The organism is Aeribacillus composti, assembly GCF_007827555.1.
Taxonomy (GTDB): Bacteria; Bacillota; Bacilli; order Bacillales; family Aeribacillaceae; genus Aeribacillus; species Aeribacillus composti.
Map to the genome: position 1 here is coordinate 25,326 of NZ_VISS01000022.1, position 16,461 is coordinate 41,786.

General features: G+C 35.1%; 13 protein-coding genes and 3 pseudogenes. 13 read left to right on the top strand and 3 right to left on the bottom strand.

All coding sequences use genetic code 11. The annotated features are described in order from the left end of the window. Nucleotides 1-285: 285 nt before the first annotated feature. From FB379_RS12100 to FB379_RS12150, 11 genes and pseudogenes are all read left to right on the top strand, one after another. Nucleotides 286-1,436, top strand: a pseudogene (locus tag FB379_RS12100) (IS3 family transposase). A 677-nt stretch (nucleotides 1,437-2,113) separates the two neighbouring features. After that, nucleotides 2,114-2,929, top strand: a complete 816-nt coding sequence (locus tag FB379_RS12105) for a hypothetical protein (protein WP_144598101.1) — start codon at nucleotides 2,114-2,116, stop codon at nucleotides 2,927-2,929. A gap of 2 nt (nucleotides 2,930-2,931) precedes the next feature. Next, nucleotides 2,932-6,123, top strand: a complete 3,192-nt coding sequence (locus FB379_RS12110; RefSeq protein ID WP_144598102.1) for a DEAD/DEAH box helicase — start codon at nucleotides 2,932-2,934, stop codon at nucleotides 6,121-6,123. A gap of 95 nt (nucleotides 6,124-6,218) precedes the next feature. Next, nucleotides 6,219-6,937 (top strand): annotated as a pseudogene (locus tag FB379_RS12115) (DUF6063 family protein). Between the two features lie 965 nt (nucleotides 6,938-7,902). Further along, a complete protein-coding gene (locus tag FB379_RS12120; RefSeq protein ID WP_044894221.1) occupies nucleotides 7,903-8,235 on the top strand; it encodes a nucleotide pyrophosphohydrolase in 333 nt (110 codons plus the stop codon). Between the two features lie 259 nt (nucleotides 8,236-8,494). After that, a complete protein-coding gene (locus tag FB379_RS12125; protein WP_144598103.1) occupies nucleotides 8,495-8,857 on the top strand; it encodes a helix-turn-helix domain-containing protein in 363 nt (120 codons plus the stop codon). A gap of 20 nt (nucleotides 8,858-8,877) precedes the next feature. Next, a complete protein-coding gene (locus tag FB379_RS12130; RefSeq protein WP_206752140.1) occupies nucleotides 8,878-9,666 on the top strand; it encodes an ImmA/IrrE family metallo-endopeptidase in 789 nt (262 codons plus the stop codon). After that, nucleotides 9,659-10,522 (top strand): hypothetical protein, encoded by an 864-nt coding sequence (locus FB379_RS12135; protein ID WP_144598105.1) that lies wholly within the window; start codon nucleotides 9,659-9,661, stop codon nucleotides 10,520-10,522. The genes FB379_RS12130 and FB379_RS12135 overlap by 8 nt, the downstream gene beginning before the upstream one ends. Nucleotides 10,523-10,747: 225 nt before the next feature. Next, entirely contained in the window at nucleotides 10,748-11,398 is a 651-nt protein-coding gene (locus tag FB379_RS12140) for an HNH endonuclease (protein WP_144598106.1), read from the top strand. Between the two features lie 44 nt (nucleotides 11,399-11,442). Then, nucleotides 11,443-11,951, top strand: a pseudogene (locus tag FB379_RS12145) (nuclease domain-containing protein); the annotation flags it as partial. 198 nt (nucleotides 11,952-12,149) lie between these two features. Next, on the top strand, nucleotides 12,150-12,410 hold the full coding sequence (locus FB379_RS12150) for a hypothetical protein (RefSeq protein WP_144598107.1): 261 nt from the start codon (nucleotides 12,150-12,152) through the stop codon (nucleotides 12,408-12,410). 20 nt (nucleotides 12,411-12,430) lie between these two features. Here the strand turns inward: FB379_RS12150 and FB379_RS19260 are convergent, their stop codons facing one another. From FB379_RS19260 to FB379_RS12170, 3 genes are all read right to left on the bottom strand, one after another. Beyond that, entirely contained in the window at nucleotides 12,431-12,667 is a 237-nt protein-coding gene (locus FB379_RS19260; RefSeq protein ID WP_472825690.1) for an IS3 family transposase, read from the bottom strand. Between the two features lie 61 nt (nucleotides 12,668-12,728). After that, complete coding sequence (locus tag FB379_RS12165) at nucleotides 12,729-13,310, bottom strand: IS3 family transposase (protein WP_144598108.1); 582 nt, start codon at nucleotides 13,308-13,310, stop codon at nucleotides 12,729-12,731. A gap of 7 nt (nucleotides 13,311-13,317) precedes the next feature. Then, complete coding sequence (locus FB379_RS12170; protein ID WP_144598109.1) at nucleotides 13,318-13,614, bottom strand: helix-turn-helix domain-containing protein; 297 nt, start codon at nucleotides 13,612-13,614, stop codon at nucleotides 13,318-13,320. Between the two features lie 784 nt (nucleotides 13,615-14,398). Here FB379_RS12170 and FB379_RS12180 point away from each other — a divergent pair. Further along, on the top strand, nucleotides 14,399-14,647 hold the full coding sequence (locus FB379_RS12180) for an MFS transporter (RefSeq protein WP_395994371.1): 249 nt from the start codon (nucleotides 14,399-14,401) through the stop codon (nucleotides 14,645-14,647). A gap of 129 nt (nucleotides 14,648-14,776) precedes the next feature. Next, nucleotides 14,777-15,214, top strand: coding sequence for a PTS mannitol transporter subunit IIA (locus FB379_RS12185; protein WP_066247519.1), 438 nt, complete (start codon nucleotides 14,777-14,779; stop codon nucleotides 15,212-15,214). The last annotated feature ends 1,247 nt before the right edge of the window (nucleotides 15,215-16,461 follow it).

The following is a 16,461-nucleotide window of genomic DNA, read 5'->3' on the forward strand; positions in this document are numbered from 1 at the left end:
ATGGATCGGGTTATAGACCTTTGTTTCTCAAATAAATGTCTAACTAGAAATAGTAGGTGTTGATGGTTTGAAAATAAAGAAAAAATTAAAACCAAAGTTAATAAAAGAGATTATCGATATTAAAGAATCACGAGGTGATATATTAAGATTTTCACAAAATTATCTCACTAACTTATTTGCTAGACATGATTTTGTTTCGAACTGATGCTAGTATAATTCCATGGACACATCTAAGTTAAATTTTCATATAACTGACCATAATAAAAAATGAAAGGATGTGTCCTTATGGGTAACCATAGTACTGGAAAAAAATTTAATGAAGACTTCAAAAAAATGGTTGTTGATCTTTACAACACTGGCAGCTCTGTGAAAGATTTATGCAGCGAATATGGCGTATCAGATGTATCAATCTACAGATGGATTAAACAATAATCCCCTATCGATTTGGAAGATGGAACATCTGTCACTCCGGATGATGTTGTCAAGCTGCAAAAAGAAATCCGTCGTCTTCAGGAGGAAAACGACATTTTAAAAAAGGCTATGGCCATATTCGCGAAAAAGTAAGTCAAGACGAGCTCGTTTCTGTGATTGATCAACATAAAGACCAGTATTCCATTAAAACGCTTTGCAAAGAGTTCGAAATACCTAGAAGTACGTACTATCAATCGCTTCAACAGGTTGAGTCGAATCGTAACCGGGAAAACAAGGAATGAACCGACAAAATCATAGAATTCATACAGAAAGCAAACAACGCTATGGTGCTCCAAAAATCCATATCACTCTTCAAAAAAAAGGCTATTTGGTGAGCCTAAAAAGAGTCTAGCGTTTGATGAAAAAAGCTGGAATTCGTTCGATCATTTCGAAAAAATACCGTCCATATTCAAGTAATCAAAGAGTGAAAGAACGAGAAAATCTATTAGAACAGGATTTTTCGACAAATTCCATTAATGAAAAATGAGTATCAGATATTACTTATATCCATACAGTGAAAGACGGTTGGTGTTATTTAGCTTCTGTACTGGATTTGCATTCTAAAAAGGTTATTGGTTATTCCTTTTCGCGGACGATGACAACGGATCTGGTGATTCAAGCTTTAGCAAACGCGTATGACACTCAAACTCCGGAAAGAGGGCTTATCATTTACTGACCTAGGTTCTCAATATACAAGTGAAGAATTTACTAAGTATGTTCAATCCAAAGGCATGAAACAGTCATTCAGCCGCAAAGGTTGCCTATATGATAATGTGTGCATGGAATCTTTTTATGCCATTTTGAAGAAAGAAGAAATACAAAACGTCAAATATATGGATTACCAGTAAGCTACATTAGCTTTATTTCAATACATTGAAGGTTGGTATAATCGAAAAAGAATTCATAGTAGCATTGGCTATAAAACCCCACAAGAGGTAGAGGACTACATTCGGCGTACCGCCTAATCGATATCTTGAGATTGTGCACCCGCTTTACATGGAGTGGCGGGCATGATAGCCTTGTTTGGCGATGCCGATGTTTTACACATCTGCCTTCTTGGTAGGAGAATCATGCCCGCAGAGACTCCTTGTCAAGCGTCACTGCCTTACCACACTTATATGGGCAGGCACTTAATTAAAAAATTAACTTCTTTGTGTCCCAAAATTTGACTTAGATCCACTTTTGTAAAATTAAATTTGAAGGTTCTACCAAAATAATAGTAGGTCGTACAATAGATTGATATAGTAGCTTCGTCAATTTGTGCTTCTATTTTTCTTATGAGTTATTAATACAGCTAGAAGTTTAGCTAGCCAATTAGTATCTGGCGATTACCACAACATTATTGAACATCCTAAAATAACGAACCCAGTGATGTAAAAATATTTGGATTATATCACACTAGATGGTTTTACGGTGAGTGACCCAATAAAATGATAAAATTCATTATTACAGATCAACGAAACTTTTTATCATCCTTGGAAACTCATAATGAATTTTTGAACAAAATGTGTAAGCACGTTTTTCGGAATAATTTAGTTATAGAAAGAAGTCGATTATTTTTAGGAAGTATTTATAGTAGAACTGAGTATATAAACATTTTTTGAGGAGTTTTCTGGTAATTGTGGAGTTAGGGGGTATGAAAATGGAAAATACGGTAACGGAAGAATATTTTAAACAAGAATATTATAAACCTTTAGATGAAAAAACCATATCCTATTGGGGATTTTTATTTCTTGAGAACAAGTTTCAAGAATATATATCAACAAGGGTAAAAGAAAAATTTGAAGATTTAGAGTGGACTAATAGATTAGCTTTAGAAGCTGAACAAGCACTAAAGGATACTGGATTCACTGCTGAAAATTTTATTGAAATATTTTCAAACAGGGAAATGGAAAATAATTGGAGAATAGGCGAATATTTAGCGGAATGTGTACTTGAAGATAAGTTTAACGCAAAGTTTTATTATAATAGTTCACGTGATGCTAAAAATCCAAAAGGAAATGATACAGGTGCAGATTTGGTGGGGTTATGTGAAGTTGAAGGAGAAAGTTGTTTCTTATTTGGTGAAGTTAAAACATCAAATGATTCCGATTCGCCGCCTAATGTACTCTATGGCAGAACAGGCATGGTTTATCAGCTCGAGAGTTTAAGAGATAATGCTGAAAAGAGAGATGATTTAGTAAAATGGATTTGGACAAAAGCTGTGTTGATGAGCGGAAGTTTTAAAGATGAATGTACTATAGCTTTAAAAAATTATTATCAAAGTTCAAAAACAAAAGTTAAACTAGTAGGGGTATTAGTTAGGGACACTGAAGTAAACTATAGAGATCTACATTCAAGGGCAAAAGCTTTAAATAAAAATATTCCAGGGCAAATGATAATAGAGCTGGTCGGAGTGTATAGTGGCTATAAAATGGAAAATGATAACTGGGTAAAGGCATTAAGACGGAGTGGTTAATTATGAGTATGAAAGTACCAAATCATTGGCTAATAAATACATTGGTAGAACAGGAATTTATAGAATCTATCAAAATTGCTGATTATAGACTTATTAAAGCGTCTTTATCTGATAGTTTTTTTAGTTGTAAAAATAATACAACAATCATTAACAATGAAAAAGATAACGCTTTAATCCAAAATGTTTTAGATATATTAGAATTAGCGATTATAGAATTGCAAAATAAAAAGTTAGAAACTGAGCAAGAGAAGCAAACTTTTTATGAAATTTGTCAATCAGCTTTTATTTTATTAAGGGCTTTGCCTTTGCCTGAAAATGAAGTAGATAAAATCAAATTTGTATATAAATTAGTTGCATATTCATATTTAGGGCAGAGATGGCAGGATGGGAGAAGATTCTTACTTGAAAATTCGGATGTTTGGGATGTTGACTCTAACGAAGAAGAGTGGGACTTAAGATTATTTAAAAAGATATATTTGGCATTTTTATATTTGGTGAGAAAGTCCGATTGGAAAGACTTAACTCAGGCAAGTTCTATTATCACTGAGTTAAGAGACGAACAGCAAAAATTTGAATCTTTATACTTACAAAAGCAAAAAATTGAATATGCAAGAAGCAGCGCTTTTGAGCTAATAGGTCTTTATCATCTTGCTAAAGCAATCGATGTTTCAGCCGAATTTATGATTAATGGTAATCCAATTAATATTCGGGAACAACTAGATTTCCATTTTGAAAAAGCAATAGATGCAGCTGAAGCAAGTTCAAATATTGAAATGGGTCTCGTCATAAAGCTCTTACAAAGTATGCTTCAACAAATGATTGCTAACTCAGTTTGGATGGTTACTCAGAGAGTAAATTCAAGAGTAACTAAATTTGTTGAATATATAACAAAGTCAAATAAGCCTATCTTTGAACTTTTATATCCACAGCGACGGGCTATTCTAGAAAAAGGCTTATTAGATCCTGCTCATAAAGCTATTGTTGTAGATATGCCAACTTCTAGTGGTAAGACTGCATTGGCTGAATTTAGAATTCTTCAGGCATTAAATCAATTTTCGGATGATAAAGGATGGGTAGCATACGTTGTTCCAACGAGAGCCCTTGTGAATCAAGTAACTAATAGATTAAGACGTGATTTTAGCCCTATTGGAATCAAAGTAGAGAAAGTAAGTGGATCATTAGATTTAGATTTATTCGAAGAAAATCTAATACATCAAAATAAAGATGATTTTGATGTATTAGTTACTACAACTGAAAAACTAAATTTACTTATTAGAAATGGAATCGAAAAAGAATTAAAAAGACCACTTGCATTGGCCGTTATCGATGAGGCTCATAATTTAGAGGATGAGACTAGAGGGCTCAATTATGAAATATTAATGGCAAATATCAAAAATGATTGTCCTAAGGCAAACTTTTTGTTACTAACTCCTTTTATTCCTAATAGTAAAGAATTAGCATCATGGTTAGATCCAGATAGTCCAAATGATATAAGTATCGGGCTCTCTTGGCAACCAAATGATCGTCTAATTGGCGCGATATATCCAGAAGGTGAAGGTAGAAAATGGAAAACTAAATTTGAAACTTTACTTACAGATAGAGAAAGAATCCAAATTGAGCAAAAACTGGATATAAGTAGTGAAACGCCTATGGATATAGCTAGAAGTAGCTTAACAAAATCTAAGCTAGCAGTAGCTGCAACAAAGCAGTTAATTAATAGGAAAGGTATTTTACTAATCTGCCAAAAACCAAGGTATTGTTGGAATGTTGCAAAAGAGCTATCAGTACATTTAGATGATATTGATTTGGATGATGAACTAATTTTGATCAAAAAGTTTATTGAGGCAGAGTTAGGTGAAGACTTTATTTTAAGTCGTTTACTTGATAAGGGTATAGGTGTTCATCATTCAGGTATACCGGACGAAATTAGATTTTTGATGGAGCAATTAATGGAAAAAGGAAAGTTAAGGGTTTTAGTAGCTACTACTACAATTGCTCAAGGTATAAACTTTCCTGTATCAACAATAATTATGGCTTCTTATAGATATCCTTATAAAAAAATGCCGACAAAAGATTTTTGGAATTTGGTCGGAAGAGCGGGAAGAGCCGACCAAGGAACACTTGGTGTTGTTGGAATAGTGATTGGAGATGAAAAAGCTAAAAAAGAAGAAGAACTTAATGAACTAAAATTATATTTAAAACAATCCACTAAAGATTTAGTATCTAGATTAGTTGAAATGGTAAATGATTTAGAAAAACTTGGAGACGACAAAGATTTAGGGGATTTATTATACATTGACTCAAGATGGTCTCAGTTTCTTCAATATCTTGCTCACATGTATAATCAAACAAAGGATTTAGATAGCTTTAGTGCAAATGCCGAATTGTTTTTGAGAAGAACATTTGGTTTTCATTCAATTGATCCAAGTAAACGAAAAATACTTGTTAAAAAAGTAAGGGAGTACGCCCAAAAACTAGATACTCAAAAAAGTTATGCTACTCTATCTGATAGTACAGGTTTTTCTCCTGAAGCAGTTGCGAAAACAATTAGTGCTGTAAATAAATTGAAATTAACTTCTGAAACATGGAATAAAAGTAATCTTTTTTCGAGTAATGGAAAGTTAAAAGATTTAATGGGAGTAATGTTAACAATTCCAGAAATTAAAGGGAGCTTAGAGGAAATAGCTACTAACGGTGGCACTAAACGTAAATTTTTAGCAGATATAATCTCCGATTGGGTTTCTGGAAAAACATTGGATGAAATATCAAGGAAATATTTTAACGATACTAGTGAAGAATCTCTTACAGAATGTTGTAGAGCAATATATTCAAAAATTGTAAATGCTGCTTCTTGGGGGATGTCATCCATTATTAAACTTCCAGTGACGGGTATAGATTTTGATAAATTAGTTGAGGAAGAAAAAATGCAAATAAAAAATTTACCTTCAATGATTTATTATGGAGTTAACTCCAGTGAAGCAGTATTAATGCGTTCATCCAATGTTCCTAGAAGTATTGCGGAAGAGATGGGACAGATGTATAAAAATTCCCATGATATAAAATTAGCGTCGTCAGTAAGTGCAACAGCTTGGATAAATAGTCTAAAAGATGAGGATTGGAATAAAATTTCAGCAAATAAAAAGCTCTCTGGAGTAGAATATAAAGAAATTTGGAAAAAGCTAAATGGACAATAATTAATGTTAATTTTAATTATTAAAAGATCCCCTTCTTATTAAAAATCCTAGGGGATCTTTTGTTTTTAGAAAAAAGAATTATTTTACTCTATCTAATGCTAAGGAGACGATTGTATACGGTGCTAGCGAGCCATGGCGTCGCAGGCGAGCAGGCGGTGCAGCTTTATAAAAGCGACGATGATATACGCGGGCTATTGGACATGTTCAGCCGCGAAGTCGATTGCTTGATCGTTTTGACGAGCGAGCAAATGTTTCTCGTGCTGCGCACGAAGTTGTCGCCGTTCCATGTCAGCAACGACTGGATTAAGCGCCATTATCTTCGCTCAGGTGCCACGAACGGCGATTTGTACTTGCCTTATTTTACGGTGCTCGTCTTGTTTGGCAGCTTTTATGATACGTATCAAAGCCAAGAACCAACGCGGCAATTTTTAGGCATGGATGAATGGGTGCACCTTGTCCAAGAGCGTATCGATCAATTGAAACAGCACGACCCGGACGAATTGAAACAATTAGAACAAGAGTTTTCGTACAATTGGAGACTCATTATTGAAAAATGGGATGCGATGGACGATATTAAAGAAACAGCGAAAAAGCAAAGCGGCAATACGATCAGCCGTTTAAGCTTCATCGACACGGCGCGGCGCTTTTTAATCGACCAAGGTCTTATTGTCGATATCGGCAACCATGAAGTCGCGTTGACGGAAAAAGCAAAAACAATTGTTCAACGTTTTTCATGGAAGTCGAATACAACCGCGGGATTTTTGAATTTATTTACGGATTTGAAAGGGAGAAGGACGATGCCAGTGATCAGTAAAATTCGGCTCACGAATGTTGTGTATGAAGAAGGGCGCAAACGGTACTGATATGATCCCCTTATAGTAGACAGAAAAAAGAAAGCCCATTAATCTGACTATTATGGAGGGGATCTTTCTATAGGGACAAATCGAAGAACTTTTGATTCCATTATAAACCTTTTCAGATTTTTGGCGTATTTTTCGACAATTATAGTATGGAATTAGGGAATTTAGTCACGATTAGATAAGTAAAAAAAGAGGTGCAATAAGCTAGCCTTTAAATTATTTTTTGTTTGAGATACGGGGGACAAATTGGGGGCAAAAGCTATTTGGAGGGCATAAAATTCACTCGGATTTACGCTGAGATGAAAAAGAAAAACCCTTGATTTTCAAGGGTTTTAAAAATTAGCAACAATTCACAAGATATGAGGAATTGAAACCAAAAAGGGTGATGATATGCTATCCCAAAGGCTCAAGTTTTTATCTTAACTACGAGGAATTGAAACTTTACGTCCCGATATACGACTTTGGCATCAAAAGCCGTTTTTATCTTAGCTACGAGGAATTGAAACATAAGAATTTTTGTTCTGTTACTAAGAGGAATTGAAACCTTCATTGCCGCAATCGCACAAACATTTCCATATCAAACAAAATATTGATTGGAGAAAGAAAGTTGTTTAATCACTTCAAATTCTGGTAATTCTAGTGATATAGAAAGCATTTACGAAACCTCCTTATGTTTGTGTGGTAGCTAACATTATTGCCAGGTTTTCGTAAGTGTTTTCTTCTTTTTTGCCAAAATCACAAAAAGTAGTGATGAATCTTTTTTTTAAAGCGAGAGAAGTGATTACCGAATCTCATTCCTAACCTATGAAGCAGGGATGAGTTTTTTAATTTAAAAATTGGAATAAAATAGCTTCCAATAGCATTTTTTTGCTATAATTTATGTAAAATTTGTAAGCGATCTAGTTTGGTGGTGAGCTTTTTGAAAGACTTGCAGCAAAAAATAATCGCATTTCGAGATGCTCGTAATTGGAGACAGTTTCATACTCCAAAAGATTTAGCGATTTCCCTAACGTTAGAGGCGGGGGAATTGCTGGAAAATTTCCAATGGAAAACAAGCGAAGAAGCAGTTCAAGCTAATTTTGAAAATATTAAGGATGAACTAGCTGATGTTGTTATTTACGCACTTTTATTGTCACATGAATTAGGCATTGATTTAGAAGAAGCAATCATCAATAAAATGGAGAAAAATGAAAAAAAGTATCCGATTGAAAAAGCGTTTGGTTCAAAGAAAAAATATGATGAGCTGAAGTAGTACACTGGTCAAATGCCTGTCTCCTCGAAGTTTAATGACAGAAGCTGTATTGGCTTCTGTTTTTGTTTTTATGACATGTTTTGAAGTGGTTTTTACCAAAATTAGTTAAGGTGAACATAAACGTCCTTTATTTTAAAGTAGCATTGATTTTTTTACAAATTGTAAAATTTATTTTTACAAAAAAGATATTTAGGGTATAATTATTACAGCAAGTATATTTTAAAAGAAGTTGATACTGCGGCATAAGGAGGGAGGAAAAATGAACTTCTTTCAACATCGTAAGAAAATTGGCGAGAATATTGCCACTTTTATTAGGTTAAAAGGATTTTCAAAATCATCTTTTTCTAAGTTAACAAACATTTCTCGTCCAACATTAAATTTAATTCTTGCCGGGGAAATTTCAAGCCCAGTTACATTTCAAACCCATCTAAAAAAAATTACGGCAGCTTTCAATTTGCCTGAGGATTACTTTCTGCATCCTCCTGTGATCATTCCTGAATCATGGCAGAGACCGGCTATGCAATATTCTGATCATTTACAGGAAGAAAACAGGCCGGAACATATTCAAAAGATTTTAAACGATCTTGATGACTTATTAGATATTGCCGCCATCTATCTATAAATGAAAGGCATGGGAAAATGATGCGAATTACTAGTGAAAATCTGGATCAGACGGTCAAGCTGAACAAAGAAATCAAAGAGGAAATTGAACGACTTATTACGGTTGTGGAGACAAGATATAAAAAAATCCGCATCCTTTCACCTGAAAAGCAGGCCCTGCAAATACTAAAAGAACACTATCTTATTCAAGTTCCTATACCTGACGAAAATTGGGGTGGCGCCATCCGGGAATTGCCTAATGGTAAGAAAGTGTTTGTCATTAACACGGCACAACCGAGGGTGTATCAGTATTTTATCTGTTGGCATGAAATCTACCACTTAATCAAAGGGATTGAAGAAAGTTCGTCCCACATAATTTCAACAGAATTTGACCTTTCTGAGAGAAAAGCAGATTATTTTGCCAGCCAAATGCTTTTAGGTCATGATGTGTATGAGTATTTTTATCAGGTGGGCCATCACTTGCCATTTGTTGAACGAATTATGCACTGCATCGATACCTTCAAAGCACCCTACAAAGCCATCCTCATCCAACTATATGAATCAGCAGGAGAATATAAAAACGAAGAACTGCGCCAGCAAATAAAAAAGAACTTTGATATTAGAATCAGCCAGCAAGAATTCGAGAAGATGTTCCGCAAGTTGGCCCTAGATGTATCATTGGTTCAGCCGAGCAATATTATCGACTTAGGAGCATTAGAAACAAAAATCAAAGAAAAGCGCGCAGAACATGAAGAAGTCGAAATGTATAAGGAACATGAAGAGTTTCTCAACCAATTTCGCCGGACATTAGAGGGATTGAATCATGTATGAGATGGTTAGCGATAGTTTTAAAGAGTTAAACAGTTTTATTACAAAAGGGCATGATTTGCGGATTTGTATACTTGACAATAATAATGTACAATTTTGCACCCAACACGAAAAATATTTTCCAGTTGACAAAATCTATGGATATTACGACCTTATTTTAGTTCCAGGCTGGGTGTATGCTGAAATTGCACAAAGTGAACATCGGCGTCAATATATTTCTTCTATCCCTCAACAGTTGCTTTATTTGGATGAAGAAACGGATTACCTCCCTTTGGTAGATTATCATGACTTGAAACTCATGAAAGTGTTTGCCAATGCTTCTTCTCCCGGATCGAAGCCGCATCGATATTTAAAAAAACAGATTCAAGAAGCGGAATCAGGCAGAGTAGATATTGATGATGAATGGATTGGGAATTATTATGAAAACGGCTTTGACAGCAAGGAAGAAGGGATAATAAAGAAAAACGCTGGAGAAACTTCTATTCTTGCATTGGCTTTCTTGCTTGTTCACCATTATGGAAATAAAATTAAACAAATTTCCATTAGCACAAGTGATTTTGCGGTTGTGGAAATAAAGAAAAAAATTATGGATTATTCATCTAAACATAACTTGTTAAACGTGCCCACTATCAATCCAATCAGCTTTTTAAGTACAGATGTCCTTTTGGCGAGAGCTTTTCGGATGGGAATGATTGGAGAAATAGAACTTATTTATCTGCGAAAAAGTACGCATCGAAAAAGAGTCATCTGCATTGTTAGAAATAATGATAGTACCGTTGTTCCGGTCGATACCGTGATGGAGACGGAAGATTTTTTACAGCTGTTAAAAGGCAATGAATCTTACGATATTATTTTTTAAGCTGAGCAATGATTAAAACAGCCACCAAATTTTACGCAAACGTGAACGGACGAGAAGTCGAAGTTCTTACTGGCGATGAAGGACTAAAAGCATACGAACTCGCTAAAAGTTACTAGGAGAGATGATTGGATGAAGATTTACAAAGAATCTCTTAATATTTCAGTTCGCCAATGGCTTGAATTATAAAAAAATAAAGAGATTTTTCAAGAAGAAGATGTCGAGCTCATGATGATGCTTTATTATCAAACGAATTGCAAAGCGACAGGAAAACAACTTGCAAATCTTCTAAATAAAAAGAGTCATTCTGTCTTAAACCTTCAAATCGGAAGACTCGGAAAAAGAATTGTAAGCAAGCTTCAAAATGTGCAATTTCCAAGAGCAAAAGACGGCACTATTAGGTATTGGCATATCCCCTTTTTAGGAGAAGAAGATCGAAACACGTTTATTTGGCAATTGAGGCCTGAATTAAAAGAGGCTATACGCATCTATGAAAAGGTAGACTTGAACGATAAAAGTCAAGAAACTCTTTTACCGCAAGAATTAGAAAATATCGAATTATACGAAGGCAGCAAAAAGCTGGTGGCTGTAAATCGATATGAGCGGAATCCTAAAGCAAGACAGTTATGCTTATTAAAATATGGGTACCAATGCTCTGTTTGTGAATTTGATTTTGAACAATTTTATGGCGAAATCGGTAAAAAATTCATCGAAATCCATCACATAAAACCAATAAGTGAAATAAATGAAGAATATCGAGTAAATCCTTTCGATGATTTAAGGCCCGTATGTCCTAATTGCCACGCCATGTTACATAAAGTCAATGTTTCTATCGAGGAACTGAGACCGATTATTCAAAAAAATCATCAACAACGGTAGCTATTAAATATTTTTCAACACTGAATTTTATCATTTAGACAAAAAAGAAACACTCACGAAATTACATTTTCGACGCCAAAATATCGCATTGATTTTGCGGTCGAAAGAAGCAGCTATCATCGAAATTATCTACTTCAAGGACCAATGGAAGAAGATAATAACACGATGCATCGCTATCGTGATTCTCTCGTTGTTCGCCACAATGGTTCGTACGAAAGAGCGGCACGCCTATGTGTTATTCCCTTGGTACGATGAGGATGGTTACGAAGAACATAAGCTATACAAAAGCATTAATGAAGTCAATATTGGCGGACTGCCGTTTTTGCCGAATGCTACTCGATTAGTAGAACAATTTATTGAGCGGCTCGTCGAAAAAAGTCCAGAGGAACTGCAAAAAGAAGGAATTCTCCCAAAAGGGACAATAGAGGAATGGCAGTCTTCTTTAGATGAAAAAGTGCTTGTCGGCAAGGGTCCCGCGCGAGCAAAACTACCGCGCCCATCTCCAGCACTGTTTTTATCTATTCCAGTGAAACGGTTAAAAAAGGGGTGGCAGGTGATTGGACACCTCGAACCTATTGTAATTAAGTTTATTATAATCTCCCTGTTCTCCGTGTCCAATTTTTAGACTAACATCAAACAGCCATCGATGGTGTTTAAGGAGATTTTGCGGATGATGGATTGAGCTAATTCGAAGTATGTTACAATGCCCGATGATAGGAATGTGATGATCAGGACGAGAGGAGAGAGCAACATGCGTTTAGACATCCGATTAGACGGCTACATCGTAAACTGCGACCAAGACCACGATGAATTTTTGGCAGCTTTCACTGAATGGCTCGAGTCAAACGGTTGGGGATACGCAGGAATGTCGCTTCCAGTGACGGAGGAAGAGGATATCGAAGTAGAAATCGAAAAAATGCTGACAAATGATCATTATAAAAAGTGGGGGACTTTTTCGTTGCCTGATGATGACGAAGATGAGGAAGAGAGTGAAGTGATCCCTGTCAAGTAGACAGGAATAAAAAAGCACATTTAAGCAGCCTGAGTCCTATATTCATAAGGACTCAGATTATTTAATTTCTTTTGGAAACGTTGGTGGTTATAAAAACGAATATATTTGTGTACGGCATCCTTGACTTCTTCAGCTTTGTGAAATGAGTACAGATGGAAACACTCTGCCTTGAAATGGCTGAAGAAGTTTTCCTGCAGGCAATGTCCAAACAGTTTCCTTTCCTGGACATACTGGCCTTTATATTGTATCTTTTTAATAGGTTGTTGTATTGACGGGATGTATATTGGAACCCCTGATCACTATGTAGAAGGAGTCCATTTACATTCCGTTTTTTATGGCTTTTTTTAGCGTGTCGATGACCAGTTTGATGTCATTTCTTTGACTGATATGGTAGGCCACGATTTCATTGTTGTATAGATCTTTAATGGCGGACAAATAGAGCTTTTGCCCATGAAAAATTAAATAGGTAATATCTGTCACCCACTTCTTGTTTGGCTTTGACACGTTGAAATCTCGGTTTAGATGGTTGTCCGAAATCACATAAGGCTCTTTCTTTCCGTAATAAGGTCGTTTCTTCCGAATCACCGCCCGGATTCTCATCTCCCTCATCAGCCTTTGTACTCGTTTATGGTTGATATCCCGTTTGTGTTTCCGTTTCAGCCAAACTTTGACTCTCCGATACCCATAGATTCCTTTCACTTCTTCATGGCACTGTTTGATTTTTTCCTTTAGCTGCTCGTCTTCCAAGTGCTTCTGCGAAGGGCGTTCCTGTCGTTTTACCCACTTGTAATATCCGCTTCGAGACACGCCTGCTATCTCACATATTAGTTGAATCGAACCATAACACCCGGCCATTTCTTGAATGATCGTGAACTTCCAGTGAGCTGGTACTGCTTCCATTCCCCTTTCACCTCTTTAAGAGCTTTTTTAGCATCTCTACTTCCGTCTCAAGACGCTTGATTTTCGTTTCAGGATCTTCTGGGCGAGTTCTCGGTCTTCCTTTATTTGGTCCTTTCGCTTTACCTCGTTTTTCCTCCAGACCTTGTATTCCTTCCTGTTCATAGCGTTTCACCCATCGACGTACCATGGAATGACTAATTCCCAATTCTTTTGCCACCGCTTTGTATCCCATGCCCTCTTTCAAATATAAATCCACAGCTTTCTTTTTAAACGTTGCATTATATGTTTTTCGTATTTTCCCCATAGAAAAATACCCTCCATAGTAGACAGATTAATGGGCTTTATTTTTTCTGGCTACTATAAGGGGATCATATAATAAAGAATGGATTGAGATTATACTCAAAAAATAGAGAGCACTTTACACATGTTTGATAAGAACAAAGACTACAGATGGACATTGGAACTGTCTAAGCTGTTAAGAAATATCTTAAGCAGCAAGTTATCAAATTTAGTTAATGAAAATATCGTGTTGTTGTGTATCCAATTATTAAACAAAGGTAGAAAAAGTTATTGGGATAATAAGGAATATGACGATCATCGCATGTTTTGTAAAGAAATCTCCACTGGAAAAAGTTCAAGAGAATTAGCAATGAAGAATATTCCTGTTTAGAAAATTTTTTGAGGAGAACTTGAATAAAAACTCTGGGGATGATTCGGCGCGAGTGTGTTGATCAGTGAATTGCCTCGCACAGTCTATATATTTGTTGCCGTTTTGATCATAAACATATATTTCTTCGCCTCGCTTCATTACAACTTTGTCCACTTTATAGTATAGACTATTTGGATTTGTTAAATTTTCATTCTTATCACACTCCATCTATTTTTGGTATTGATAATAAATGGAAATTTGAGAAACATGTTTAACTGGAAAATCTCTCCCTTCATGATAATAAATTACAAAACAAATATTCTTTATTATTAAAAATTGTAAATTTTTTGTTAAATATCCTAAAAATAGGTTGAGTTATATTCTTTTTTGAGAAATAATTTTCCTAGATTATAAAGTTCTCGCCAACAAACTCCTCAGTATCTTACTATGTCTATTTATGGCAGGAATATTTGCAATCGCTTTAATTATTACTAATCAACATTTTCCTGAACACACAAAAAGGGTAACTAGCATATTATTAGCTTCTAATGCACTTGGTGGTTCATTAATACCCATTATTATTGGTTGGTGTATGGATTATTATCCAGCGCGGATTTCCTTCTGGGCTTTTGCTACTATAATGCTTATGATGTCGATTCTTGTCATTATAAAATCTAGGAAACGATAGAATTTCAAGAGAAAGTGAAAATATTCAAAGCAATTCGAATATCCAATAATAAAAAATACATGACAAAGCCTAAACTTATCCCAGCCCCAAATATTCATATAACTATAAAAAATAAGAGGTGAATTTACCATGAAAAAAGAAATTTTAACAACTAATAATATCGTTCTTAACCAAAAAGCAAAAGATAAAATTGACGCAATTAAAATGGCAGGGAAAATCCTAGTTGATAACGGTTATGTAGAAGAAGAGTACATTAGTAAAATGCTAGAAAGAGAAGAATTGAGCTCTACATATATGGGCAACTATGTTGCGGTTCCGCATGGAACGGAAGAAGCAAAAACATCTGTAAAATCTTCAGGAATTTGCGTGATACAGCTCCCCGAGGGAGTTGATTTTGGAAATGGAAATATCGTTCATATTTTGATAGGTATCGCAGCAGTAGACAATGAACATTTGGATATTTTATCTAAAATCGCTATTTATTGTTCAGAAGAAGAAAACGTTCTCAAAATGGTTAAAGCTACTTCTAAGGAAGAGATCCTTTCCTTCTTTGAAGCGATAAATTAGAGTTTTTCACCCAATGTGATCGTCAAAGTCATTCAAACACTGAGATTCATTGTTTATATCAGGGTACCAATAAGTTGTTTATTTTTGTGATTCATTACCATATTTTGAGATTCAGTCAAAAAAAGTAGAAAACACTTACGAAGTCCTGGTAAAATGTTAGCTATTATACAAAACATTACAGGAGGTTCGTAAGTGTTTTCAGTGCCGAACATTTTAGGTTACTAAACAAGAGATTCATGAAATTATTTCATTAATGTTAAAAATGTCTGTTATGAAGAACGGTGGACCTATTGCGGGTTTATGACCTCTTATGTTTGCGATTCTCGAACAAGAAAAGCAAGTAAAAGTTAAATAAATCTTTGTATTAATTCGGATACTCAAGCAGCAAAAAGTCTCCTATTAAAATAGTCTTTTTCTAAATTTATTTTTAATCAAGATCTTCAATTTTTAACAACGCCTCTTCCGGATTCCTGTCTTGTATTGGAACAAAAAGTCTTGCAACAATCTTTGATCAATTAAACTACTAAGATCATTTACATCTTCTTCAAAAAATAATGGAAATTTGTCGTCGACCTCCAATCGTGCAAAAATCCTAGGGGATCGACGACTCTTTCAAATCTTCGTTGAACCTTGACAAATCAAAGGATTGATTAAATGTAACACCTTCGCTAAAATGAAAATAACCAATAAACCATTTAAAACCAAATACTTATCTAACAACAATTTGTGGGGTTTTTATCTTAACTACGAGGAATTGAAACTTTTTCGTTTAGATATATCGCTATTTTTCGATCGCTGTTTTTATCTTAACTACGAGGAATTGAAACTCCAGGGAAAGTCTGTTTTTGCGTTCAGACGTTGAACGTTTTTATCTTAACTAGAAGGAATTGAAACCCAAAATTGATTTCGGAACCGTCAATTTTTTCACCGGTTTTTATCTTAACTAGAAGGAATTGAAACATAAGACTACGCAATTCATTCATCGCCCTGGATTGGTTTTTATCTAACTAGAAGGAATTGAAAACCTCTTAGATTGGCGTTCCCTGTTTCAGCTAGGTGAGTTTTTATCTTAACGATGAAGAAAAATTTTAAACCAAAAAGCACGGCCTATGCGGTCGTGCTTAATCAATTTTTATGGTCAAGGAAACGGATGTAGTGCTGAAACATCCATGAGCCAGCGATGCCTTTGTTGAAACATTTGTATTGACCGCTCCTTATTTATGTGCGGTGAAACAGCTTGCACGTCT